Source organism: Sphingobacterium sp. LZ11T8 (genome assembly GCF_024261425.1).
In the GTDB taxonomy this organism is placed as follows: Bacteria; Bacteroidota; Bacteroidia; order Sphingobacteriales; family Sphingobacteriaceae; genus Sphingobacterium.
Window position 1 is genome coordinate 197,053 of sequence record NZ_JANBZY010000001.1, and the last position, 22,952, is coordinate 220,004.

Genomic DNA, 22,952 nt, shown 5'->3' on the forward strand with positions numbered 1-22,952 from the left:
ATATATGTCTAAAATTCACGCAGCTATTACTGCAGTACATGGTTACGTTCCGGACTACATCCTGACCAACAAGGAGTTGGAAACAATGGTAGACACTAACGACGAATGGATCGTAACCCGCACAGGAATCCGTGAGCGAAGAATATTAAAAGATCCAACAAAAGCTACTTCTGACCTGGCCGTGCCAGCAGTAAATGGCCTATTGGAGAAAAGAGGGATTTCTGCTGAAGATATCGACCTAATAATCTTCTGTACCAGTACGCCGGATATGTTATTCCCTGCTACAGCAAATATCTTGGCAGACAAAATTGGAGCTAAAAAAGCTTGGGGTTTTGATCTTCAAGCAGCTTGTTCGGGATTTCTATTCGGATTGACCACGGGAGCTCAATTCATTGAATCTGGAAAACACAAAAAAGTATTGGTTGTTGGTGGCGATAAGATGTCATCAGTAGTCAATTATAAAGACAGAAATACCTGTATCCTATTCGGAGACGGATGTGGAGCAGTATTACTGGAACCAAATGAAGAAGGAAATGGCCTGATCGACGCTGTATTAAAAACAGACGGATCTGGCGGACAGTTCCTGAACATTAAAGGCGGTGGTTCGTTGAACCCGGCGACTCATGAAACGGTAGACGCTGGCCTTCATTACGCTTACCAAGAAGGACGTACAGTATTTAAATTTGCCGTGACCAATATGGCTGATGTAGCTGTTGAAGTGATGGAGAGAAACAAATTGACCTCGGAAGATGTTAATTGGTTAGTTCCTCATCAGGCGAACAAGCGTATCATCGATGCAACAGCAGAACGTGCTGGACTACCTGAGGAAAAAGTAATGGTAAACATTCAAAAATACGGTAATACTACCAGTGGCACCATTCCATTGTGTTTATGGGAATGGGAAAGCCAGCTTAAAAAAGGAGACAACCTAATCTTAGCAGCATTTGGCGGCGGGTTTACTTGGGGCTCTATTTATTTAAGATGGGCGTATTAATCTGCATTTTATTATTACCTTTATAGCTATTTATTTTTTAAAATTATTAAACAAACCTACTAGCATATGAGTATGGATATTAAACAAATTCAAGATCTTATCAAATTCGTTTCCAAATCGGGCGTGAATGAAGTATCGATCGAAGAGAAAGATTTTAAAATTACGATAAAGACTAATCAAGAGCCTACTTACGTAACGGCAACACTTCCAGCACCTCAGGTTGCTCAAGCAGTTGCTCCAGTTGCGGCTCCGGCACCAGTTGCTGCTGCCCCTGCAGCTCAGGCACCTGCTGCTGATGAAAGCTCAAAATATATCACTATTAAGTCTCCAATTATCGGAACATTTTACCGTTCTCCAGGACCAGACAAAGCATCATTTGTGAATGTAGGTGATGATGTTACACCTGGAAAGGTTATCTGTATCGTTGAGGCAATGAAGTTGTTCAATGAAATCGAATCTGAAGTATCAGGTAAAATCGTGAAGATTTTAGTAAATGATGCTCAACCTGTAGAATACGACCAACCTTTATTCTTAGTAGACCCTAGTTAGTTTTTGGAGTAATTCCAGAAACTTTTTTTATTGTGCTAAGAGATAAAGTGTTACATCAAAGAGTATTATGTTCAAAAAAATATTAATTGCAAATAGAGGTGAAATTGCACTTCGAATTATCCGTACTTGTAAAGAGATGGGTATTCAAAGTGTTGCAGTTTATTCAACTGCTGACCGTGATAGTTTACACGTTCGCTTTGCGGATGAAGCTGTTTGTATCGGCCCTCCTGCTAGTAAAGATTCCTATTTAAATATTCCAAATATCATTGCTGCAGCAGAACTTACAAATGCTGATGCAATCCACCCTGGATATGGTTTCTTATCCGAAAACGCTAAATTTTCTGCTATCTGTGCTGAGTACGGCATCAAATTCATCGGTGCTACAGCGGAACAGATTGAAAAAATGGGAGACAAAGCATCTGCCAAAGAGACCATGAAGAAAGCTGGTGTTCCGACTATCCCAGGTTCTGAAGGTTTGTTGCCAGATGTAAAAACTGGTTTGCAAATTGCAAAAGATATGGGTTACCCTGTCATCCTTAAAGCTACTGCCGGCGGTGGTGGTAGAGGAATGCGTATCATTTGGAAAGATGAAGACTTTGAAAATGCTTGGGATTCTGCTCGTCAAGAGTCTGGTGCTGCCTTCGGAAACGACGGTTTGTACCTAGAGAAATATGTTGAGGATCCTCGCCATATTGAAATCCAGGTAATCGGTGACCAATATGGAACAGTATGTCACCTTTCTGAGCGTGACTGTTCTATCCAAAGGAGACACCAAAAATTAGTTGAAGAGGCTCCATCTCCATTCATTACGCCAGAATTGCGCGCTAAAATGGGTGAAGCTGCTATCTTAGGTGCCAAAGCTGTAAAATATGAAGGTGCTGGAACAATCGAGTTCTTGGTTGACAAACACCGCAACTTCTACTTTATGGAAATGAACACACGAATCCAAGTAGAGCACCCAGTTACTGAAGAGGTAATCAACTTCGACTTGATCAAAGAACAGATTAAGGTTGCAGCAGGTATTCCGATCTCTGGTAAGAGCTACGAGCCAACCATGCATGCAATCGAATGTCGTATCAATGCGGAAGATCCGTTCAACAACTTCCGTCCGTCACCAGGTAAAATTACCAACTTCCACTCACCAGGGGGTCATGGTGTGCGTGTAGATACGCATGTTTATTCAGGATATACTATCCCTCCTAACTACGATTCCATGATCGCGAAATTGATTTGTGTAGCCCAAACTCGTGAAGAGGCTATCAATACGATGGAGCGTGCGTTAAGTGAATTCGTAATTGAAGGCGTAAAAACAACCATTCCACTTCACCTTCGTTTAATGCGTGACCCGAACTTTAGGGCAGGTAATTTCACGACTAAATTCATGGAAACTTTCGACCTTACGGAGTATCCTGATGAGGAGGTTGTATAAAATTTACTTTACATATACAAAACATGCCATTCTTCGAGAGAAGAATGGTATTTTTGTTTTCTTACGATTAGATCACCGCATTAAAACTACATGTCCAAGAATATCAAACTCATAGAGGCAATCAAGAATAAAGGAAAGAACATCGAGGCTGAAATGTCCTTCTTCGATCATTTGGAAATCCTAAGGTGGCACATCATCCGTTCTGTAATTGCTATTACCGTATTTGCGATCCTTTCATTTACATTTTACGATTTTGTTTTCAATCAGATCATCATGGGACCGAAGAACTTGGACTTCTGGACCTATAGAATGATGTGTAAGGTTGGGGCGGCCTTGAACCTGGAAGGTTTCTGTGTAGAGAAGATTCCTTTCAATATCATCAATACGGAATTGGCGGGTCAGTTTATGCTTCAGATCAACTCCTGTCTATTGATGGCTGTTGCATTGGGCTTCCCTTACCTCCTATTCGAAATCTGGTTATTCATTAAACCGGCTTTGACCGATGTTGAAAGAAAATCGGCTAGAGGTTTTGTGTTCTACGCCACAGTGCTCTTCGTGATAGGCGCGTTATTCGGCTACTATATCGTGGTTCCTTTGTCGGTTAACTTCCTTGCAAACGTATCATTAAGTGATGAAATCACGAACCAGATTACAATAGACTCTTATCTATCGACCATTGCGACTTTAACACTAGGTTGTGGAATCATCTTCTTGCTTCCTATCCTGATCTTTATCCTATCTAAGATAGGAATCATGACCCCAGAGTTTATGCGTGCTAGCCGTAGATATGCCATTGTGATCATCTTGGTCATTGCAGCTATCATCACCCCTACAGCGGATGTTATCACGTTATTGACGGTAAGTGCTCCAATGTTTATCTTATACGAATTGAGCATCATGGTTTCGGCGAATGTTAAAAAAGCGAAGGAACTTGCAGAAAAAGAATTTTATAATACAAAATAATACATCATGTCTAAAAAAATCGCAATTGGCAGTGATCACGCTGGGTTTGAATATAAAACAGCATTAATCACATTCTTAAATGAATTAGGTTATACTGTTCAGGATTTCGGTCCTGCTACTGCAGATTCTGTTGACTATCCAGATTTTGCACATCCTGTATCTTCAAGTGTAGAGAGCAAAGAAAATGAGTTAGGCATCTTGATCTGTGGCAGTGCAAACGGAGTTGCCATTACAGCTAACAAACATCAAGGCATTCGTGCTGCAATTTGCTGGTTGGAGGAAATTTCAGCCCTAGCTCGTCAACACAATGATGCAAATATCGTTTGTATTCCAGCTCGTTTTATTGATCTTGACCTAGCAAAACGTATTGTTCGCACCTTCTTGACAACAGACTTCGAAGGTGGCCGTCATGCTAACCGTGTGAACAAAATTTCTTGTGCATAACCAATTTAAAATCGATAATGAAAAAATTACTTATTCTTTCTTTTTTGATACCGTCGCTTTTTAGCTGTTCGGTAGCTCAACAAGCAAATCAAAAGAAATATGCTGACCTCTTAACCGAAGAGTCGGCTAAAAAACACCTGACCATTCTTGCTTCCCGCGAGTTTGAAGGACGTGGAACTGGGCAAGAAGGCGGTAAAAAAACTGTTGAATACATTGCAAATGTATTCAAAGAATTAGGCTTAACACCAGCAGTAAATGGTTCTTATTTCCAACCTGTAGCATTGGAAAGAACATCCTATATCGTTGATAAATTCAGCATCAACAACAAAGCATTGGAAAATGGAAAGGACCTATTTATCCAAGGCAACAACAACAGTAGAGACTTCAAGGCTTCTGATATCGTTTTCGTAGGCTACGGTATCCAATCTGATAAATACAATGACCTTAAAGGTTTGGATATTGCAGGTAAAGTGGTATTGGTCATCAACGAAGGAGAACCGACCAAAGACGGCAATTCTTTGATTTCTGGAACTTCCACACCTTCTGATTGGTCAACAAGCCGTTTCAAAAGAATCCAGGAACTGAGCAAACTTAAGCCACAGATGATCTTGGCAGTTAGTTCTCAGAATGCAGAAATGATCAGCCGTTTTGGAAACCGTTTGACAGGAGGTCGCTTTTCATTAAAATCTAATGAAACCCAGACCAACCAACCTAGCATGGATATCCCAGTAGCAAACATTACTGTGGAAACTGCCAATCAAATCTTAGCAGCTAAAAACACTACTGTAGAAAAAGTCAAAGAATCGATCAATAATACAGGAAAAGCAAATTCATTTGATGTTAAAGCATCAGTAGATGCTACCATGGGCGTTAAGAAAGAGGAATTCCATGACCCTAACGTACTAGGTTTAATCGAAGGAACCGACCTTAAAGATGAAGTTGTGATTATCTCTGGACACTATGACCATGACGGAATCCTTCCTGATGGCACATTCTTCCCAGGTGCAGATGACAACGGTTCAGGAACTGTAGGTGTTATGGAATTGGCTAGAGCTTTCGCAGCAGCAAAAAAAGATGGCAAAGGTCCTAGAAGGACAATCCTGTTCATGGCATTTGCTGCGGAGGAGAAAGGTCTATTAGGATCAAATTATTACTCTCAGCACCCGATCTTCCCATTGAGCAACACAGTAACCTGTTTGAATATGGATATGATCGGTCGTATAGATGATAAGCACTTGAACGGAAACCACAATTACATCCATGCTATTGGATCAGATATGTTGAGTTCGGAATTGAAGGCCATCAATGAGAAAGCCAATAATGACTACACGCAAATGGAATTAGATTACATGTATGATGATCCTAAGGATCCTATGCGTATCTATTACCGCTCTGACCAATACAACTTGGCCAAACATGGTATTCCAGTGATTTTCTTCTTCTCAGGATTACACCCAGACTATCATACACCAAATGATACCGTGGATAAAATCGACTTCCCAATGATGGCTAAACGCGAAAAACTAGTTTTCCATACAGCTTGGGAAATCGCTAACCGCGACAAAAAATTAGTCGTAGATAAAACTCCAGCTCCAGCACAATAAGCAATTTGAGCAAAAAATATAAAAATGGGCAGAATGAGAATTCTGCCCATTTTTTCTGCAATCCCCTCTACGCTACAACCTTATCACTCAAAATATTTTCACTTTTTTCTTGCAGATCATAAATACGATTGTATATTTGTAGTGTACTACCACATTAATACACTAAAACAATACTCTATGTTAACCATTAAATCATTATCGTATTATTATAAACCGAACAAGAATATTCTTTGGAATATAAACACAACTTTAAAACCCGGAAGCATATATGGCTTATTGGGGTTAAACGGTGAGGGCAAGACCACTTTACTGAAGCTTATCGTCGGCATGTTGATACCAAAGGATGGAAGCATCGAATTCAAAGGACATTTCAGTTCAGAACGGATCGCCGAATATTTCAATGAGGTTTATTTTCTCCCAGATTACAGCAAATTACCTGATCTTGGGATCGAACAATTCGGAAAACTGTATGGTGCGTTCTACAGCAAGTACGACCATCAACAGTATTTGGACTGTATCAAGGAGTTTAATATCCCGATCAGCAATAGGCTTAGAGCACTTTCATTAGGACAGCACCGTAAGGTCCATCTTTCTTTTGCATTAGCCTGCAACAGTTCGGTCCTGTTGATGGACGAACCAACCAATGGATTGGATATCCCTTCTAAGGCAGTCTTCAGAAAATTACTCAGCAAGTTTATCAATGAAGACCGAATCTTCCTGATTGCAACCCATCAAATCCGTGATGTAGATGTATTATTTGATCATTTGATGATCATGAAAAGTGGAAGCCTGGTTTTAGATGAAAACATCTATCAATTATCCAAAAAACTCAAGGTCAGCAAATCAACTGCAGATGCTGAACAGGCGCTTTATGTACAGGAAGAACTTTCTGGATCTTATTATTTAGTGCATAACCATTCAGAATCCGAATCCAAATTGGACATTGAATTCCTCTTTAATGCTTTTACCAACAACCCTAAACCAATAGAATTATGAAGACAGTTTCCCAATATCTAAACAGCATTTTTGCTTCGCATCGATACTTGTTGATTTCGATTCCAGTTATTGCCATCATATCCTATTCCATATGCTTGATATTTATTAGCAATGACCTATCAACCTACTTGTTGTCGCCTAAAACCGAAATCAATGACAATATGTTAATCAATCTTGTTGACAGCACTAATATCAGATGGAGCGTTGCATTGATTGTAGGGTTGCCTTTCATTCATTTAACCTTTATTTCCAACCAATTCTATAAAAGTTATGATTTCACTATTCCGATGAATTCCTGGCAGAAACTAACTGCTTACCTATTGATCGGGCTATTCATTCTCTTCTATAATTACCTCATTATCCTTGGTCTCAATTATATCATTGAAATATATTTCAGGCAACAGTATTGGGATGAGGTTATAGCGGCATTAGACCGCCAGGGCAAACTCTACACTGAAATATCAAAATACAGCATCTTTTATAACGGCAGCTTCACGATCATATCTGCTCCGATGGCCTTATTGTTCTTCTTATTTTACCCCTACTTTTTATTTGCTGCACTATATTTCAGAAAATACAGCCTAGTTATTTCAGCTGCGATTTTGCTCACAGGAGTGGCTTTGGGAGTTTTTATCAGTTCTAGGATCTGGGATGGGTATTCGTATAATATTTCCAACCTATCCTATATGACCTTCTACAGCTGGGTACCGACCTATGTGGCTGCCTTAATTACCTATATCGGTTTTTATTATTTTTTAAAGGAAAAGGAGGTCTAGATGCAGTTTCAATCAGATAAACCCATATACCTGCAGATCATCGACATCGTCATGGAGAAAATCCTTAAAGATGAATGGCAGGTCGGAGAGAAGATCCTCTCTGTCCGGGACTTTGCCTCCTCTGTGGAAGTAAACCCCAATACCGTCATGAGAGCATATGACAAGCTCCAGCAAGATGAAATTATTTTCAATAAAAGAGGACTTGGCCTATTTGTAGCTGAAAATGCCATTCAGATCATCCTCAAGGAAAAGAAGGAAAATTTCATCCAGGTAGAAGCTCCCAAATTCTTCCAGACTGCGAAACTGTTGAAGATTACGGAAGAAGAATTAATCGAACTCTATAAATCGAACTAATTATGAAAAAGTCAAATATATTATTGTTTACTGCCCTTGCTATTCTATGGTTGGTCTGCTTAGTCATAAAACCGCTGCAAGGCGTTGTCTTTGCAGATCCCTTAAGCCATGAACCCCGCGATATAGTTTCAGCTTTTGTCAAAAACTTCGACAATACAGATAAAATGGAAAAAGTATCCCTAGATGGCATTAAGAACATTAAGATTATCGGATATGATAAAGGTGCCTTCCTATCAGTTGTATATGCGGATACAACACAAATTTCCGTAAAGCAAAGTAATCAAGTTATCAATTTTGATCATAAAAGAATTGGCGATACCTTACAGGTCACCCTAAGCCAGAAAGTTTATTCGAGGGTTGAACTTACCTTAAACCCTCAGGAGTCCTACGGTTTGACCCTAGAGCATTATAAAGGATCTATCGAGATCATCCCTACGGATAGTATTGCCAAAGGCCTCAACAAAATTACCGTTCTCAAGAATAGCTCATTAAAAATTCGAAATTATTCCAGGGAAAGCCAAAATTTCAGCAATCCTTTTAGCATGCAAATCTCAGGTAAATCGAAAATAACCTTTGATAATCTCAGCTTCAACAAACTTGATGTTACCTTGAATGATGGGCTGCTGGAAGTTTTTAACAATAACCATATAGACTCCCTGAATGCCGATCTACAAGGGCTCAGCAATATTATCGTTGGAAAATACCCAGAAGATAAACGCTTGAAATCATTGGTCCTTTCAGGAAACTTGGATTATTACAATTCCAGAAGGCCCAAATAAATTAAAGAAACCATGCTATTCAAAATATTGTTCAAATATCTCAGCACGTTTCTAATGGCTCTCATTCCCTACTTCCATTCCTTTGTGAAAATTGAAGAAAGGAAAAATGAAGAAGTAAAAACCGAAGCATCCAATAGTATTTCCATGCAGCATAAGAAAACAAGAATGGAATGGCATGATTCCAATCAGTTAATCAATAAATAGAAAAGGGCAGAAAATATTCTGCCCTATCATTTTCAGCTCTGTCAGCCAAATTTCGTTATTCCGGATTATCTGCTGTCGATTCTCTAGCCAATGGCACATCATCAGGAGCATTTCCCAAATATTTATCCAATTCAAACAGCGATTCGTCAGTAGCACGATCTCCACCGGCAATCTTCAATTTATCGATCAGCGATAATGCTAATTTCTCTTCTTCCGTCTGCTCTTTTACAAACCACTGCGCAAAGTTCCATGTCGCCCAATCCTTTTCCTCCATCGACTGGTTAACCAATCCATAGATTGCATTGGTATTATCTACCTCATGCTGAAAAACCATATTGAAACATTCCGACATGGATTTAGGCAGTTTGGTATGCTCGGCTACGGCTTCAACTTTTGGAGTCCCCCCTCTTTCAAGAATATACATCATGATTTTGATCATGTGGTTTCGTTCTTCCTGAGCATGGCGAAACAAGAAATTTGCAACACCGCCATAACCTTTCGTATCTGCCCAACATCCCAAAGCCAAATAGATCTGGGAAGCTTGGTTTTCTTTTGTCATTTGTTTAATCAACGATGTTTCCATCGCTTTTGAAAGTCTATTGGTATCCATAATAATTCCTTTTTCTCTTTTAACACTTCACATCCTACTTTGTTTACCTTTTCTCCCTTTACTTTTACACATATACATTGTAAATTTGAGAAAGGCTATTAATAAACAAAACCCTACTCTACTTGTTCTTTTTTTAAATCAATAATCAATATGGCGTTTGTAGACTATTACAGTGTATTAGGTTTGGATAAATCCGCAAGTCAAGATGATATCAAGAAGGCTTATCGAAAGCTGGCTCGAAAGTACCATCCTGACTTAAATCCAAATGACGAAAGTGCAAAGAAAAGATTCCAGGAAATAAACGAGGCCAACGAGGTTCTGACCGATCCAGAGAAGAGAAAAAAATACGACCAATATGGTGAAAACTGGAAACATGGCGAGGAATATGAAAAAGCCCAACAAGAGTATGCCCGTTCTAGAGGATCCCGAGGAAGCTCTGCAGGAGCTGGCCAAAATCCTTTCGAAGGCTTTGACTTCAATAATTACAATGGCAATTATGATACTGGCGAATATTCTGATTTCTTCGAAGATCTATTTGGTTCTAGATTTGGTGGTGGCAGGTCTTCGGGAAAACGGGGCAGCTACCGTGGACAGGACTATGAAACTACGGTCGATCTAACCCTGCTCCAAGCCTCTCAAACCCACAAACAGACCTTTACGGTCAACGGCAAGAACATCCGTATCACGGTCCCTGCCGGAGTGGAAGATGGACAGAAAATTAAACTTAAAGGTCAAGGTGGCGACGGTGTCAATGGTGGACCTAAAGGAGACCTGTTCATCACTTTCTCCATCAGACCTGATTCAAGGTTCATTCGAAAAGTAAACGACCTCTATACGAACATTGAAGTCGACCTCCCAACTGCATTGTTAGGTGGCGAGACAATTGTCGATACATTAACCGGAAAAATCAACGTTAAGATTAAAGAAGGAACCCAGAACGGAGGTAAGATCCGACTTAAGGGTAAAGGATTCCCTGTCTATAAAAAAGATGGCGACTTTGGCGACCTATATGCAGAAATCCAGGTGAAATTGCCGACCGACCTCACTGAGGAGCAAAAGAAAATAGTAGAACAATTAGCGGATTCATTAAAGAAATAAGACATGGAAAAGACATTATTTAGAGTAATCGACATCTGCAAAACCAATAATATCGAACGTACCTTTATCCAGGAACTACATAATAATGGACTTATTGAAATCATTATCCAAGAAGAACAGGAGTTTCTGGAAGAAGAACAGGTCCTGCACGTAGAACGTTTCTCCACTTGGCACTATGAACTCGAACTCAATGTTCAGGGCATAGAAGTGGTCAACAACCTGATTGATAAAATTGAAGAACTGCAGCGAGAATTGCGCCTTCTTAAACTGGAAAAATAAGCGTTTTTTAAGGATAATTTAGGCATCTCTATCATTTTTTGATAAATTCGCCTCAATTAACTGAAACCATCATGGAAAAAATCTATCAAGGAAAAACTAAAGACGTTTACAGTCTTGGCGATAACCAAATCCTATTACAGTTCAAAGACGATGTGACCGGTGAAAACGGCGTTTTGACCCTGGAGCAAATACAGTGGGACTAACGATTGAAGGTGCCGGAAGATCTGGCCTTAAAATGACTACCTATTTCTTCGAGGTATTGAATAAACTGGGTGTGCCTACTCACTTTATCTCTTCAGATATCGAGAAAGTCCAGATGATCGTAAAAGATGCTAAGGTATTTGGTAAAGGTTTGGAGGTCATCTGCCGTTATAGAGCAGTTGGTTCCTTCCTTAGAAGATATGCTGCTTACTGCGAAGAAGGCCAAGCTTTGGATAGCTTTGTCGAAGTAACCATTAAGGATGATGAACGTGGTGATCCTGTTATTTCTGAAGATGCTTTGGCTATGTTGGGTCTGCTGAACAATCAGCAATACCAAGAATTAAAAGACTTGACCAAAAAAATCTGTGGCATCGTTAAGGATGAACTTGCTAAAAAAGGTCTTGAACTATACGATATCAAATTGGAATTCGGTCATGATAAAACCAACAATCAGATTATCCTGATCGATGAAATATCCGGAGGAAACATGAGAGTTTATAAGGATGGCAAATATGTCGCTCCTCTAGAACTTGAAAAGCTGTTCCTTTCCTAAAAAACAAAGGTCCTTCTACCCAGAAGGACCTTTTTTTTAATTAACTACCTTAAAACCGCTTTTATCCAATATCATGCCCTTCTCATCATGATATTCCAGCACATACTCATTTGGGCATAATTTCAATTGAATCTCTTTTACATCATCCTTTTGGATCAGTTTGAAAAAAGATATCGTCTTATTAGGACCGTAGATGTCAAATAATTTTAAATATATCGTTTCACGATCCTTTAGTAAATCCGTTCTTGGACTAAGGATCCAATCCATCCTTTCTCTCTCCTCACAATCAAATATCTGCCAAGTCGTTTTATAATCTTTCTGCTCAAACAGTTCCAAGGCATTGATTTTCGCCAAGTATTCAAATTTATCCACTGGCTTATCCTTTGTGCGCCCTTCCACTTTTAGTGCGTAAAATAATAGGCTCAACCCCTCTTTTTCCGCATATGGAATATAGACATGTTTAATTTCCATCCCTTCCGAGGAATAATCCTTTTCATAATAAGGAGCCTTATAATATTCTTTCTTGACAAAATCAGCCCTATCAAACCTTCTCTTTTTATGTTTGATGGCAATCATATTATACTCAGGTTTCGTTTCTGGGACTACCGAAAATAAGACCTTATCTCCTTTCTTGCCTAAGCCAGCCATTTTCATCATTCTTCGATCAAGGGGATAAAAGCTATCTTTCCTCAGCCCCGTGTTTCCTGTATCACTTGGTTGAAAAGCACGGTAGAGCCATACATTTAATTTTTCTTTCTCATTGAAATATTTATCAACCTCAGCCGTGAAGTAGCCGGTCTTGGTAAATTCCTGTGTTTTACATGAAAAAAGTACAAGCAAAAGAATTCCTAGTAGGAACTTTATGAAAGCCCTAAAAATCAAAGCCATAAAATTGAATGAAAATCTGTTTTTATGTTATTTAATGAAGATTTAGAAGGACAAATTTAAATCTGAGAAAGATCTAATCTAAGGGGAAGGATATATCTTACCTCGGCTGGAAATCCATAAGCAATTCCTGGTCTCCATTTTTTGGTGCCCTTTAAAGCATTTACTGCAGCCTGCCCTGTACCATAATTTAAATCCTTAATAACCTTAACATCCTTTATCTCACCATCTTTACCTATTACAAATGAAAGTTCTATTTTCCCTCTAATACCTGCATCTATAGCTTCCTGTGGATATTCTAAGTTCTGGCCAACTTCCTGCCTAAATTTATCAATTCCTCCTGGATAGGTTGGTTTTACTTCAACTTGGTCAAAATCAAATACCCCAAAATTGCCAGTAACTTTTTTGCCAGGTTCATCATGGGGATTCGCCTTGTTTGCAGCATTGACCTCGGACTCTTTTTTCAGGTCATTTTCCTGCCCAGAACTACTGCCCTGCACCTCGTTTGATACTGTGCCTTGATCCATCTCAGCATTATTATTCGAATCTGCAGATATCTGAGGATTTGTGTTCTCCTCAACGACAGCTGTTCTTTCCGTTTTATCCTTATTGGGTGATTTGCAATTCACCACCAAACCCATAATCAATGCTGCAATTGGCAATACGGACAGGTAAAACAGTCTGTTTCTTGTATTCGATTTATCTTTAAAAATCATATTAATTCTTTCCTTTAAAAGTGAATTATTGGAAAACTCATGACTCAGTTGATTCGGATGAACATTCATGGCATAAGCAACCAGCAATTCCGCATAGGCAACTTTATTTTCTGCAAATTGCTCATCAACGATAAATTCATGCTGATACTTCAGCTCATCCCTTATCCAGATTAATAGCGGATTAAACCAGTTGAAAACCCGGATAATCTCCATAAACATAATATCATAGCTATGTCCTTGTTTAACATGGATATCCTCATGCGCTCGGATCATTTTTGTATCCTCGTTTTTAACATTCAACTTAACGATGTTAAAAAATGAATAGCTTCCATGTATATTCCTAACGGACAACCTACTTACAACTAACTGTAAAACACGAGATATCAACAACCCTGCTGCAATGAGGACCCCAAGCCAATAGCCCAACTGCATCCATTTATCCGCCAACCATCCCGGTTGTTGAGATTGCACTTCAGCTGAAGTTGGACTTACCTGCACAGCATTCCCCGTCAGGTCCAACACCGGCAATGTTATCTGCATGATTTCCGGAACCTGTAATTCAATAAAGAGAAACAAAGGCATGATATAGGAAATCAAGACACTGCACAATAAATACCAGCGGTTCATCGTAAAGAAGGTCAGCTTCCTCAATCCATATCGATAGATAAGGAAAAACAGTGCTAAAGACAGATTTGATATCAGTAGATAGGTCATAGCTTCAAATTTATTTCTTATGCTTCTGAATAAGTTTCATGATTTCATCCAAATCCTGCACATCCAGCTTTTTCTCCTCCAAGAAGAAAGAAAGCATTGAACTCGCAGAATTCTCAAAATAACCTTGTAAGAGTTTTCCGGTTATTAATTTCTTATACTCTTCTTTTTCAATCTTTGGAAAATAGCGATGGCTCTTCCCAAAAGACTCATGATCCACAAAACCCTTGGTCTCGAGAATCCGCACAATGGTTGATACTGTATTATAAGCCGGCTTCGGTTCTGGTAAAACTTCAATGATATCCTTCACAAATCCACCCCCCATTTCCCATAGACTGTGCATGATTTGCTCCTCCGCCTTTGTTAGTTCTTTTAACTCGTTCATTATTCTGTGAAAATTTAAAAAGACAATATTGCCTATAATCGATTATAAAACTAATGTATAACTAATTATTTAGTTATACAACTAAAGAATTAGTTATATGTTGAAATAAATAGTTATTTAACTGTATATCAACACATTTAATTTCATTATTGTTTATTAATCAAGGAAAATGTATCAGATATTTGAACCAGGATGACTGGGAATCAGGGGTACGAATCCGCTCACCCACCGGAAGGACCAAGATAAAAACGTCAACTAAGAATCTTCGAATTGTGAACCATTATTAAAGAAGTTGAAATGCACTAAGGAGGTATTCAGAGTGAAACGAAGAATCTATTTTTTGATTTTTTTAGGATTGTTGTCTTCTTGAGCACAGCGAAAGAACTGTTTTTTATTTAAGTAGACTTGTTGAAAAATATTTCACCCCCGCTGTGGGATTGGGTTGTAGAAATTGTACGCATGAAAATTTGAAAATCGAGGTATTTCTTTAATCAGAAAATGATACTAATTTATGTTTGTATGGAGCGGGCGTATTCGATCCGCCCCTACAGTATCGGGGACTTTCCAGCGGCATTTGATCATAATCTTGGTTCATCCTCCCATCCCTTTAATCCTGGTTCAAAACCAGATCATTGTCCATCCCCTCATCCAGACCCTACTGGGAAACCCTTCCATTTTATCACTCTCCCTACCCCTCAAACCTCCATTGCCGATCGGCTTTTTTCGAAGCTTGTTTTTTCTTGCGGTCCAATCTATTCAGGATAACAGATTTTGGGGTCCTTGTTGGCAGACGTTTGGCATCTACCTTCAATGCATCTGTCAATAGATTAAAAAAACGTTCTATCACCAATTCCTTATTCTTGAGTTGGCTACGGTCAATACTGGAGTCCAGCTGCAATAAGCCCTCTTTGGAAATCCTATTCGCCAATCGCTCCCTGATCAAAGCTTTCTGATCATCATCAAAAACCGATGAATTCTCCACATCCCAATTCAACATCACTTTAGAAGACACCTTATTGACGTTCTGACCACCCTTACCACCGGAACGCGAAGTTTTAAAACCCAATTCCTGTATTAACTGTTCTTTATTTACATGCATTTGTAATAAAATTACAATTTTTCCCTTTCCGTGAAAAATTTTGCAACACTTATATAGAGACATTATTATCTTTAAGAAACGAAAAACAGTAATATGAAGATAGGCATTGTATGTTATCCAACTTTTGGGGGAAGTGGTGTAGTCGCAACCGAACTGGGTAAAGCATTAGCAAACAACGGACATCAGGTTCATTTTATCACCTATAGCCAACCTGCAAGACTAGATTTTTTCTCAGAGAACTTATTCTATCACGAAGTAGCAATCAACCAATATCCACTTTTTGATTTCCCTCCTTATGAAACAGCATTGGCCAGTAAACTGGTTGATGTGGTTCGTTTCGAAGGCTTGGATCTTTTACATGTGCATTATGCAATCCCTCATGCCTCCGTGGCTTTCCTAGCAAAACAGATTCTGGAAACCTATGGCATCAATATACCCGTAGTCACTACCCTCCACGGTACAGATATCACCTTGGTCGGTAAGGACAAGAGCTTTAGCCCAGTTGTTACCTTCTCCATCAATAAATCCGATGGCGTAACTACGGTATCTGAAAATTTAAGGGAACAAACCTTGGATTATTTCGATATCACAAATGACATCAAGGTCATTCCAAACTTTATCGATCTGCAAAGATTCCATAATAAGAACCACGAACATTTTAAAAAAGCAATTGCACCAAACCAGGAACGCATCATTGTCCATACTTCCAATTTCAGGAAAGTAAAACGCGTTGAAGATGTAGTACGTATATTCCATAAAGTAACCCAAAAGGTCCCTAGCAAACTTTTGATGGTAGGTGATGGCCCAGAACGTAGAAATGCCGAAGAATTAGCAAGGGAATTAGACATTACGGATTGCATCCGTTTTCTGGGCAAGCAAGACGCTATCGAAGAGATCCTTTCCATTGCCGACCTATTCTTGATGCCTTCAGGTTCAGAGAGCTTTGGTTTGGCAGCATTGGAAGCCATGGCCTGCAAGGTTCCAGTCGTTTCCTCCAATACAGGCGGATTACCGGAACTGAACAAAGAGGGTTTCAGTGGATTCCTGAGTGACGTCGGTGATATTGACGATATGGCTAAAAACTCCATCTATATCTTGGAAGACTGCCAACGTCTGAATGAATTTAAAGAGAATGCCCTACAGCGAGCAAAGGACTTTGAACTCAGCAAAATCGTCCCTATTTACGAAGAATTTTATTCACAGGTCATCGAAAAGGTAAAAAAAGGAAATAAATCTAATTAATCGCAAGCAAAAAGTCATATCTTTGGCTTTTGGAACTACTCCAAAAAGTCAAATATGAAATACAAACGCATCCTACTTAAACTTAGTGGCGAAGCTTTAATGGGCGAGCAAAGCTACGGTATCGACATTAATCGTGTTCAACAATACGCACAAGACATTCAGGAACTTCATAGCTTAGGCATGGAAATCGCCATCGTCATCGGTGGAGGAAACATCTATCGTGGCCTTAGCGCTGAAAAAGCTGGTATGGACCGTGTACAGGCAGATTACATGGGAATGTTAGCTACCGTGATCAATTCAATGGCATTACAAGATGCCCTTGAAAAAGAAGGCATGAAAACTCGTCTATTGACAGCGATCAAAATGGAACAGATCTGTGAACCATTTATCCGCAGACGTGCTGTACGTCACTTGGAAAAAGGTCGTATCGTTATCTTCGGTGCTGGTACGGGTAACCCATACTTCACTACCGATACCGCGGCATCTTTACGTGCTATTGAAATCAATGCTGACGCTGTACTTAAAGGTACTCGTGTGGACGGTATCTATACTGCAGACCCTGAGAAAGATCCTACGGCGAAGAAATTTGACCATATCTCCTTTACTGATGTCTACGAAAAAGGATTGAATGTAATGGATATGACGGCATTTACGCTTTGCCAAGAAAACAACCTACCTATTATCGTTTTCGACATGAACAAACCAGGCAACCTCATGAAACTTGCCAACGGTGAACATGTTGGAACTGTGGTTAGTTAATAATTAAAAGCAAATAATAATCAAGATATGAACGAATTAATTTCACTTCAACTGGACGACTGCAAAGATGGTATGACGAAAGCTGTAGCTCATACTGAATCTGAATTAACCAAGATTCGTGCAGGTAAAGCTAGTCCTGGTATGCTTGATGGAATTTATGTTGATTACTACGGCACGCCAACGCCTTTATCGCAAGTCAGCAACATAAACACACCAGATGCAAGAACCATCGTTGTACAACCATGGGAAAAAAACCTTCTTTCAACTATCGAGAAGGCTATCATGGATTCTAACATAGGTTTGAACCCACAAAATGACGGTTCAATCATCCGCCTAGCGGTTCCTCCCCTTACTGAAGAACGTCGTCGTGATTTAGTGAAAAAAGTTAAAGAAGAAACTGAAAAAGGTCGTGTTGCTATCCGTAACATCCGTAAGGATTCCAACGAGCAAATCAAGAAATTGAAAAACGACGGTGCTTCTGAAGATGAAATCAAGGTAGGTGAAGCTGAAGTACAAAAATTGACCGATACGTATATCGCAAAAGTTGACCAGTTAGCCGAATTGAAAGAAAAAGATATCATGACGATCTAAGTCGATCTTTTAAAAGAATATTCTATAAAGGATTCTTAAAATTAAGAATCCTTTTTTTATTAAAAATTTACCTATATTCAATTAATAAAAACATTCTGCATGACACAATCAAGAAGAAGTTTCCTAAAGCTTGCGAGCATGGGATTAGTTGGTGGTCTTGTTGCTCCTCATTTGATTTCTTGTGATAGCTTGAACAAAAAATCAGGCTCTCCACTTAAAAACATTGGTTTACAGTTATTCACTCTTCGCGAACTTCTCGCTCAAAACCCTCAAGAAGTTTTAAAATCGGTTGCTAAGGTCGGCTATACCCATGTCGAAACCTATGGCGCTGATCCGCACAATGGTGCATTCTGGGGAATTTCCGTCGATGAGCTCAAAAAGATCCTGAACGACAATAACCTAAAAACACACAGTGGACACTATGATCTAGGAAAATACCTAGATAAAGATAGTACAGACAAGGAAAACATCGAGAAATACATCGAAATTGCGCATAACCTTGGCCAGGAATATATCATTGCTCCTGTCCCGCCGATGCACAAATTGAATCAACTCAATCAATCTGACTATCAGTACATGGCCGAACAGCTGAACAAAGCCGGCGAAATGTCCAAAAAAGCAGGTATCAAAATGGGCTATCACAACCACTTCTGGGAATTTAAGGAATTCGGAAATGGAACAAACGGCCTAGATGTCCTATTGGCATTCACTGAGAAAGATCTCGTGGATTTTGAATTGGATATGTACTGGATCACCAAAGCTGGTGTTACACCACAGTCCTATTTCTCTAAACATCCAGGGCGTTTCCCATTATGGCATATCAAGGACATGGATAGAGCTTTCTCCACTCCTTTAGATATCAATAAAATTGATCCTAAGACCGGTAAAAGGGATAGCCTAGACCTGATGGAAACCATGAAAAGCATCAAGTATGCCGAAGTGGGTTCCGGTAGCATTGACTTTATTTCTATTTCACAGTTCGCCAGCGAAAGTGGATTGAAATATGCCTTCGTAGAACAGGATGAAATCTATTCACCTGATAAATACGCTAGCATCAAGAAGAGCTACGACTATGTTCAAAAGACATTCAAATAACAACAAAAGGGCGGAAATAAATTTCCGCCCTTTCTATTATCTTTCAAAAGAAGACTAAAATACCAAGCGTTCTACCTCTTCAGCATTTTCCTCTACTTTTTCTTTCAGTTCTTTCTTGAAATCCAAAATCCTAGCTCCTAATTGCTCATCACTGGTCGCCAAGATCTGAGCGGCAAGAATACCCGCGTTTTTCGCTGCATTTAAGGCCACTGTAGCCACCGGAATACCATTAGGCATCTGTAAGATAGAAAGCACGGAATCCCAGCCGTCAATCGAATTAGAAGACTTGACCGGAACACCGATCACTGGCAAATGCGTAATCGATGCAACCATGCCCGGTAAGTGCGCAGCACCACCTGCTCCAGCAATGATTACCTTCAATCCACGACCTGCCGCCTGCTCAGCAAAATCAAACATACGTTTTGGAGTACGGTGCGCCGAAACAATGCTCACCTCATACGATACCCCTAAATATTTTAAAACCTCAATGGCATCCTGCATCACTGGCAAGTCTGACTTGCTTCCCATGATTACAGCTACTTTTGCGTTTTCCATTATTATCTGAATAAAAAATTATGCAATTACTTTGATCAATTCCTGAACTTTTCTCGCATTTTCGATAGCGATTGCGCGATCTTGATTCACGATCGTCACATGCCCCATCTTGCGGAAAGGTTTTGTATATTTCTTACCGTACAAATGTACATATACCCCCTCAATGCCCAAAGCCTCCTCAATACCTTCATACCTTGCCAACCCTTCATAACCTGGCTCACCCAATAAATTGACCATAATGGCATTCGCTCTTGAAGCGGTATTGCCCAACGGCAGGTTAAAGATTGCCCTTAAATGTTGACCGAATTGCGAAGTATAGTTTCCTTCGATCGTTTGATGGCCTGAATTATGTGGTCGTGGGGCCAATTCATTGACCAAAATATCTCCATCAGCAGTCAGGAACATCTCCACTGCCAAAACGCCGACAATCTGAAGGTCATTCGCGATTTTCATCGCAATGCTTTCCGCTTTCATCTGTATATCAAAAGAATAGGTAGATGGAGAGATCAGGAATTCCACCAAGTTCACCTGAGGATTGAATTCCATTTCTACCATTGGGAAAGTCATCATTTCTCCCTTATCATTGCGGGCAACCATCACAGCGATTTCCTTTTCAAAAGGAACCAGCTCCTCTACTATACTCGGCGCATCAAAAGCCGTCTCAAAATCAGCCTGCGAATTAATCTTCTTTACACCTTTGCCATCATAACCGTCTTTACGCAACTTCTGGATATAAGGTAAAGTAATCTGGCAGTTTGCCAAACCTTCTTTATTGGATATAAATTGAAATGCCGAAGTCGGGATATCATTTTGCTTAAAGAACTGCTTCTGCAGACCTTTATCCTGGATCAACCTAATTACCCTGGATTGAGGATATACCAAAACACCCTCTTCTTCCAATGCTTCAAGGGCATCTACATTCACCTTCTCAATTTCAATCGTTACCATATCCAAATCCTTACCGAAATTATAAACGGTATCAAAATCGGCTAGCGAACCTACCTCAAATTGATTGCACAATTTCTTGCAAGGAGCATTTGGATCAGGATCCAATACATGAACGTTTACATTAAAGTTTATTGCTTCTTGGATAAGCATACGACCTAATTGGCCACCGCCTAAAATTCCTAGGCGCAAATCACCATAAAAATCTTTTGCCATAAATTATTCTATTGCTCTACTTCTACTGGGAAAATATCCCCTTTCAGCAAAGACTGTTGTTCTATTTTTTTCTGTAATTCTAAAAATGCACCGATCAGTGCTTCAGGTCTGGGAGGACAACCTTGCACATAGACATCCACAGGTATGATTTTATCAACCCCTTTGACCACATGGTAACCATGCTGCCAATACGGTCCGCCACAATTGGAACAGGAACCCATGGATATGACATATTTCGGGTCAGGCATCTGCTCATAGAGTTTCTTGATCCGGTCTGCCATCTTGAATGTCACCGTGCCGGCAATGATCATGACATCAGATTGCCTAGGCGAAGGCCTTGGGAATACCCCTAACCTATCCAGATCATAAGTCGCCGCCATCGCGCCCATCATCTCTATGGCACAGCAAGCAATACCAAAACTAATAGGCCACATCGAGGATAACCTAGCCCAATTTAAGAGGTCATCCATCTTAGCGATGATTACCCCATTATTTTGTTGCAATTGTTGGTCTAAACTCATGATTCTGAACTTGGTTTCTTAAACTTAGGCTTGAATCCCATTTTTACCGGTGAAGCAGCTTTCTCTGCCAAGACTTCTTCTATCTCCTGTTCTTTGTAATCCTTCACAACATATTGTTGTGCATTCAATTGTTCATACGCAGAAGCCGGAATCCCCACCGCAACGGTCGGTTTCACATGCCTAGGCTTGATCCAACTGATATCCCCACTTTTCCATACGTAAAGCAATCCTACGATCAGAACAGCAAGGAATATCGCCATTTCAATCAAGGTAAACCAACCCCATCGAGGATCAATGGCATTGAGTTCTGCATTCCCGAATACCGTTGCCCATGGAAAAATAAAGATCAGTTCCACGTCAAACAACAGGAATACCAAGGCAATTACATAAAATCGCGGATTAAACTGTACCCAAGAAGTTCCCGTGGTCTCCTCACCACATTCATAGGTACTTAATTTAATAGGATTAGGATTTTTCGGCGACAAGATTCGAGCTAGGAACATGGTGGCACAAACCAATACGATACCAATGATAGCCATTAAAAGTATCTTACCATATTCCGATATCTGCCCGGGGTCGTCCATGTTACAAAATTAACAATTAATTCAATGCGATTTATAGGATTTTAGCTTTCTTGGCCAATCAATGTACACGAATTTACAAAATGGCCCTCCATTTTTCAAAATATCGATCCTTTTTCCGGAGAAATGGTCGGACTATAGCAATCAATTTACGTTTGGGGGTATTGGTTATGTCTTGTGGTTTGAACCAGGATGGATTGGATGAGAGGATGGACCAAGATCTGGTTTTGAACCAGGATTTAAAAGATTCGAGGATAGACCATGATTATGATCAAATGTTGCTGGAATTTCCCCGATACTGTAGGGGCATATCGAATACGCACGCCCCATACAAACATGGATTTATATCATTTTCTGATTAAAGAAATACGTCGATTTTCAAATTTTCATGCGTACAATTTCTATAACCCACCCCAGCAGGACTGGCATATTTGTAGAATTTGAAGGTTAGAAAGGGCCAACCCACAGCGTGGGTGAAATGTTTTTCTATACCCTTTCTGTGTCACCCTGAGGGCACGCCCGAAGGGTCTCGGAACCATCCATACTTCATTTGAAATGATTTCCTCATCTTAGGATTTCGGAGTAACCCCAAATTCAAAAAAAATAAAAAAATAGATTCTTCGTTTCACTCTGAACCCCTCTCTAGCGCATTTTTATTCTGAACGATCAGTGAGGAATCTGTACGGGTCTCCAATCTACGACCCTGTCATTCTTTACCGAAGGTAAGGGACCTGTACGCCAATGCAACCCGTGGAGCAATACTTTTTCTGCTTTCCGAGATCCTTCCTGCGTACCAGTGCCAAGTTTAATAGAAATGC

General features: G+C 39.8%; 27 protein-coding genes and 1 pseudogene. 19 read left to right on the top strand and 9 right to left on the bottom strand.

Annotation, left to right across the window (positions count from 1 at the left end; genetic code table 11):
- The first annotated feature begins 4 nt into the window (after positions 1-4).
- From NLF99_RS00825 to NLF99_RS00875, 11 genes are all read left to right on the top strand, one after another.
- On the top strand, positions 5-994 hold the full coding sequence (locus NLF99_RS00825; RefSeq protein WP_185211085.1) for a beta-ketoacyl-ACP synthase III: 990 nt from the start codon (positions 5-7) through the stop codon (positions 992-994).
- 66 nt (positions 995-1,060) lie between these two features.
- On the top strand, positions 1,061-1,543 hold the full coding sequence (gene accB, locus NLF99_RS00830; RefSeq protein WP_185211087.1) for an acetyl-CoA carboxylase biotin carboxyl carrier protein: 483 nt from the start codon (positions 1,061-1,063) through the stop codon (positions 1,541-1,543).
- 67 nt (positions 1,544-1,610) lie between these two features.
- Positions 1,611-2,972 carry an acetyl-CoA carboxylase biotin carboxylase subunit gene (gene accC, locus NLF99_RS00835; protein ID WP_185211089.1) on the top strand — a complete coding sequence of 454 codons (1,362 nt, stop codon included), beginning with the start codon at positions 1,611-1,613 and terminating at the stop codon, positions 2,970-2,972.
- A 90-nt stretch (positions 2,973-3,062) separates the two neighbouring features.
- On the top strand, positions 3,063-3,935 hold the full coding sequence (tatC, locus tag NLF99_RS00840; RefSeq protein WP_185211091.1) for a twin-arginine translocase subunit TatC: 873 nt from the start codon (positions 3,063-3,065) through the stop codon (positions 3,933-3,935).
- Positions 3,936-3,941: 6 nt separating this feature from the next.
- Complete coding sequence (gene rpiB, locus NLF99_RS00845; RefSeq protein WP_185211093.1) at positions 3,942-4,379, top strand: ribose 5-phosphate isomerase B; 438 nt, start codon at positions 3,942-3,944, stop codon at positions 4,377-4,379.
- Between the two features lie 17 nt (positions 4,380-4,396).
- Complete coding sequence (locus NLF99_RS00850) at positions 4,397-5,983, top strand: M28 family peptidase (RefSeq protein WP_254526415.1); 1,587 nt, start codon at positions 4,397-4,399, stop codon at positions 5,981-5,983.
- 177 nt (positions 5,984-6,160) lie between these two features.
- Positions 6,161-6,979, top strand: a complete 819-nt coding sequence (locus NLF99_RS00855; protein WP_254526419.1) for an ABC transporter ATP-binding protein — start codon at positions 6,161-6,163, stop codon at positions 6,977-6,979.
- Positions 6,976-7,755: a hypothetical protein gene (locus NLF99_RS00860; protein WP_254526420.1), complete on the top strand. Its 780-nt coding sequence runs from the start codon at positions 6,976-6,978 to the stop codon at positions 7,753-7,755. The genes NLF99_RS00855 and NLF99_RS00860 overlap by 4 nt, the downstream gene beginning before the upstream one ends.
- A complete protein-coding gene (locus NLF99_RS00865) occupies positions 7,756-8,109 on the top strand; it encodes a GntR family transcriptional regulator (RefSeq protein ID WP_185215980.1) in 354 nt (117 codons plus the stop codon).
- 2 nt (positions 8,110-8,111) lie between these two features.
- Positions 8,112-8,888, top strand: a complete 777-nt coding sequence (locus NLF99_RS00870) for a hypothetical protein (RefSeq protein ID WP_254526422.1) — start codon at positions 8,112-8,114, stop codon at positions 8,886-8,888.
- A 12-nt stretch (positions 8,889-8,900) separates the two neighbouring features.
- Positions 8,901-9,092 carry a hypothetical protein gene (locus NLF99_RS00875; RefSeq protein WP_254526424.1) on the top strand — a complete coding sequence of 64 codons (192 nt, stop codon included), beginning with the start codon at positions 8,901-8,903 and terminating at the stop codon, positions 9,090-9,092.
- A gap of 55 nt (positions 9,093-9,147) precedes the next feature.
- Here the strand turns inward: NLF99_RS00875 and NLF99_RS00880 are convergent, their stop codons facing one another.
- Positions 9,148-9,702, bottom strand: coding sequence for a ferritin (locus NLF99_RS00880; protein ID WP_185211107.1), 555 nt, complete (start codon positions 9,700-9,702; stop codon positions 9,148-9,150).
- A gap of 150 nt (positions 9,703-9,852) precedes the next feature.
- On the opposite strand from NLF99_RS00880, the gene NLF99_RS00885 reads away from it, so the two are divergent.
- The 4 genes from NLF99_RS00885 to NLF99_RS00900 are packed head-to-tail and all read left to right on the top strand — an operon-like array spanning position 9,853 to position 11,833.
- The gene (locus NLF99_RS00885) at positions 9,853-10,800 is read left to right on the top strand and encodes a DnaJ C-terminal domain-containing protein (RefSeq protein WP_254526426.1); all 948 of its coding nucleotides are present in this window, start codon (positions 9,853-9,855) and stop codon (positions 10,798-10,800) included.
- Between the two features lie 3 nt (positions 10,801-10,803).
- The gene (locus NLF99_RS00890) at positions 10,804-11,079 is read left to right on the top strand and encodes a chaperone modulator CbpM (RefSeq protein ID WP_093100743.1); all 276 of its coding nucleotides are present in this window, start codon (positions 10,804-10,806) and stop codon (positions 11,077-11,079) included.
- Between the two features lie 38 nt (positions 11,080-11,117).
- The gene (locus NLF99_RS00895) at positions 11,118-11,282 is read left to right on the top strand and encodes a phosphoribosylaminoimidazolesuccinocarboxamide synthase (protein ID WP_254526428.1); all 165 of its coding nucleotides are present in this window, start codon (positions 11,118-11,120) and stop codon (positions 11,280-11,282) included.
- The gene (locus NLF99_RS00900) at positions 11,273-11,833 is read left to right on the top strand and encodes a phosphoribosylaminoimidazolesuccinocarboxamide synthase (RefSeq protein ID WP_254526429.1); all 561 of its coding nucleotides are present in this window, start codon (positions 11,273-11,275) and stop codon (positions 11,831-11,833) included. Before NLF99_RS00895 ends, NLF99_RS00900 begins: the two co-directional genes overlap by 10 nt.
- 36 nt (positions 11,834-11,869) lie before the next feature.
- Here the strand turns inward: NLF99_RS00900 and NLF99_RS00905 are convergent, their stop codons facing one another.
- The 4 genes and pseudogenes from NLF99_RS00905 to arfB form a co-directional block, all read right to left on the bottom strand.
- Complete coding sequence (locus NLF99_RS00905) at positions 11,870-12,673, bottom strand: hypothetical protein (protein ID WP_254526432.1); 804 nt, start codon at positions 12,671-12,673, stop codon at positions 11,870-11,872.
- A gap of 104 nt (positions 12,674-12,777) precedes the next feature.
- Positions 12,778-14,148 carry an energy transducer TonB gene (locus NLF99_RS00910; RefSeq protein WP_254526435.1) on the bottom strand — a complete coding sequence of 457 codons (1,371 nt, stop codon included), beginning with the start codon at positions 14,146-14,148 and terminating at the stop codon, positions 12,778-12,780.
- Between the two features lie 10 nt (positions 14,149-14,158).
- The gene (locus tag NLF99_RS00915) at positions 14,159-14,530 is read right to left on the bottom strand and encodes a BlaI/MecI/CopY family transcriptional regulator (protein WP_185211117.1); all 372 of its coding nucleotides are present in this window, start codon (positions 14,528-14,530) and stop codon (positions 14,159-14,161) included.
- A 688-nt stretch (positions 14,531-15,218) separates the two neighbouring features.
- Positions 15,219-15,599, bottom strand: a pseudogene (gene arfB, locus NLF99_RS00920) (alternative ribosome rescue aminoacyl-tRNA hydrolase ArfB); the annotation flags it as partial.
- A gap of 123 nt (positions 15,600-15,722) precedes the next feature.
- On the opposite strand from arfB, the gene bshA reads away from it, so the two are divergent.
- The 4 genes from bshA (at position 15,723) to NLF99_RS00940 (ending at position 19,316) form a co-directional block, all read left to right on the top strand.
- Positions 15,723-16,871 carry an N-acetyl-alpha-D-glucosaminyl L-malate synthase BshA gene (gene bshA, locus NLF99_RS00925; protein WP_185211122.1) on the top strand — a complete coding sequence of 383 codons (1,149 nt, stop codon included), beginning with the start codon at positions 15,723-15,725 and terminating at the stop codon, positions 16,869-16,871.
- 54 nt (positions 16,872-16,925) lie between these two features.
- On the top strand, positions 16,926-17,630 hold the full coding sequence (gene pyrH / locus NLF99_RS00930; protein WP_185211124.1) for a UMP kinase: 705 nt from the start codon (positions 16,926-16,928) through the stop codon (positions 17,628-17,630).
- Between the two features lie 27 nt (positions 17,631-17,657).
- Positions 17,658-18,221, top strand: a complete 564-nt coding sequence (frr, locus tag NLF99_RS00935; protein WP_093100755.1) for a ribosome recycling factor — start codon at positions 17,658-17,660, stop codon at positions 18,219-18,221.
- A 99-nt stretch (positions 18,222-18,320) separates the two neighbouring features.
- Positions 18,321-19,316, top strand: a complete 996-nt coding sequence (locus tag NLF99_RS00940; protein WP_185215974.1) for a sugar phosphate isomerase/epimerase — start codon at positions 18,321-18,323, stop codon at positions 19,314-19,316.
- A 54-nt stretch (positions 19,317-19,370) separates the two neighbouring features.
- Here the strand turns inward: NLF99_RS00940 and purE are convergent, their stop codons facing one another.
- The 4 genes from purE to NLF99_RS00960 are packed head-to-tail and all read right to left on the bottom strand — an operon-like array spanning position 19,371 to position 22,137.
- Positions 19,371-19,871, bottom strand: a complete 501-nt coding sequence (gene purE / locus NLF99_RS00945; protein ID WP_254526444.1) for a 5-(carboxyamino)imidazole ribonucleotide mutase — start codon at positions 19,869-19,871, stop codon at positions 19,371-19,373.
- Between the two features lie 18 nt (positions 19,872-19,889).
- Positions 19,890-21,032, bottom strand: coding sequence for a 5-(carboxyamino)imidazole ribonucleotide synthase (locus tag NLF99_RS00950; protein WP_185211129.1), 1,143 nt, complete (start codon positions 21,030-21,032; stop codon positions 19,890-19,892).
- Between the two features lie 8 nt (positions 21,033-21,040).
- Positions 21,041-21,553: an NADH-quinone oxidoreductase subunit B gene (locus NLF99_RS00955; RefSeq protein ID WP_093100762.1), complete on the bottom strand. Its 513-nt coding sequence runs from the start codon at positions 21,551-21,553 to the stop codon at positions 21,041-21,043.
- Positions 21,550-22,137 carry an NADH-quinone oxidoreductase subunit A gene (locus tag NLF99_RS00960; RefSeq protein ID WP_185211131.1) on the bottom strand — a complete coding sequence of 196 codons (588 nt, stop codon included), beginning with the start codon at positions 22,135-22,137 and terminating at the stop codon, positions 21,550-21,552. Before NLF99_RS00960 ends, NLF99_RS00955 begins: the two co-directional genes overlap by 4 nt.
- Between the last annotated feature and the right edge of the window lie 815 nt (positions 22,138-22,952).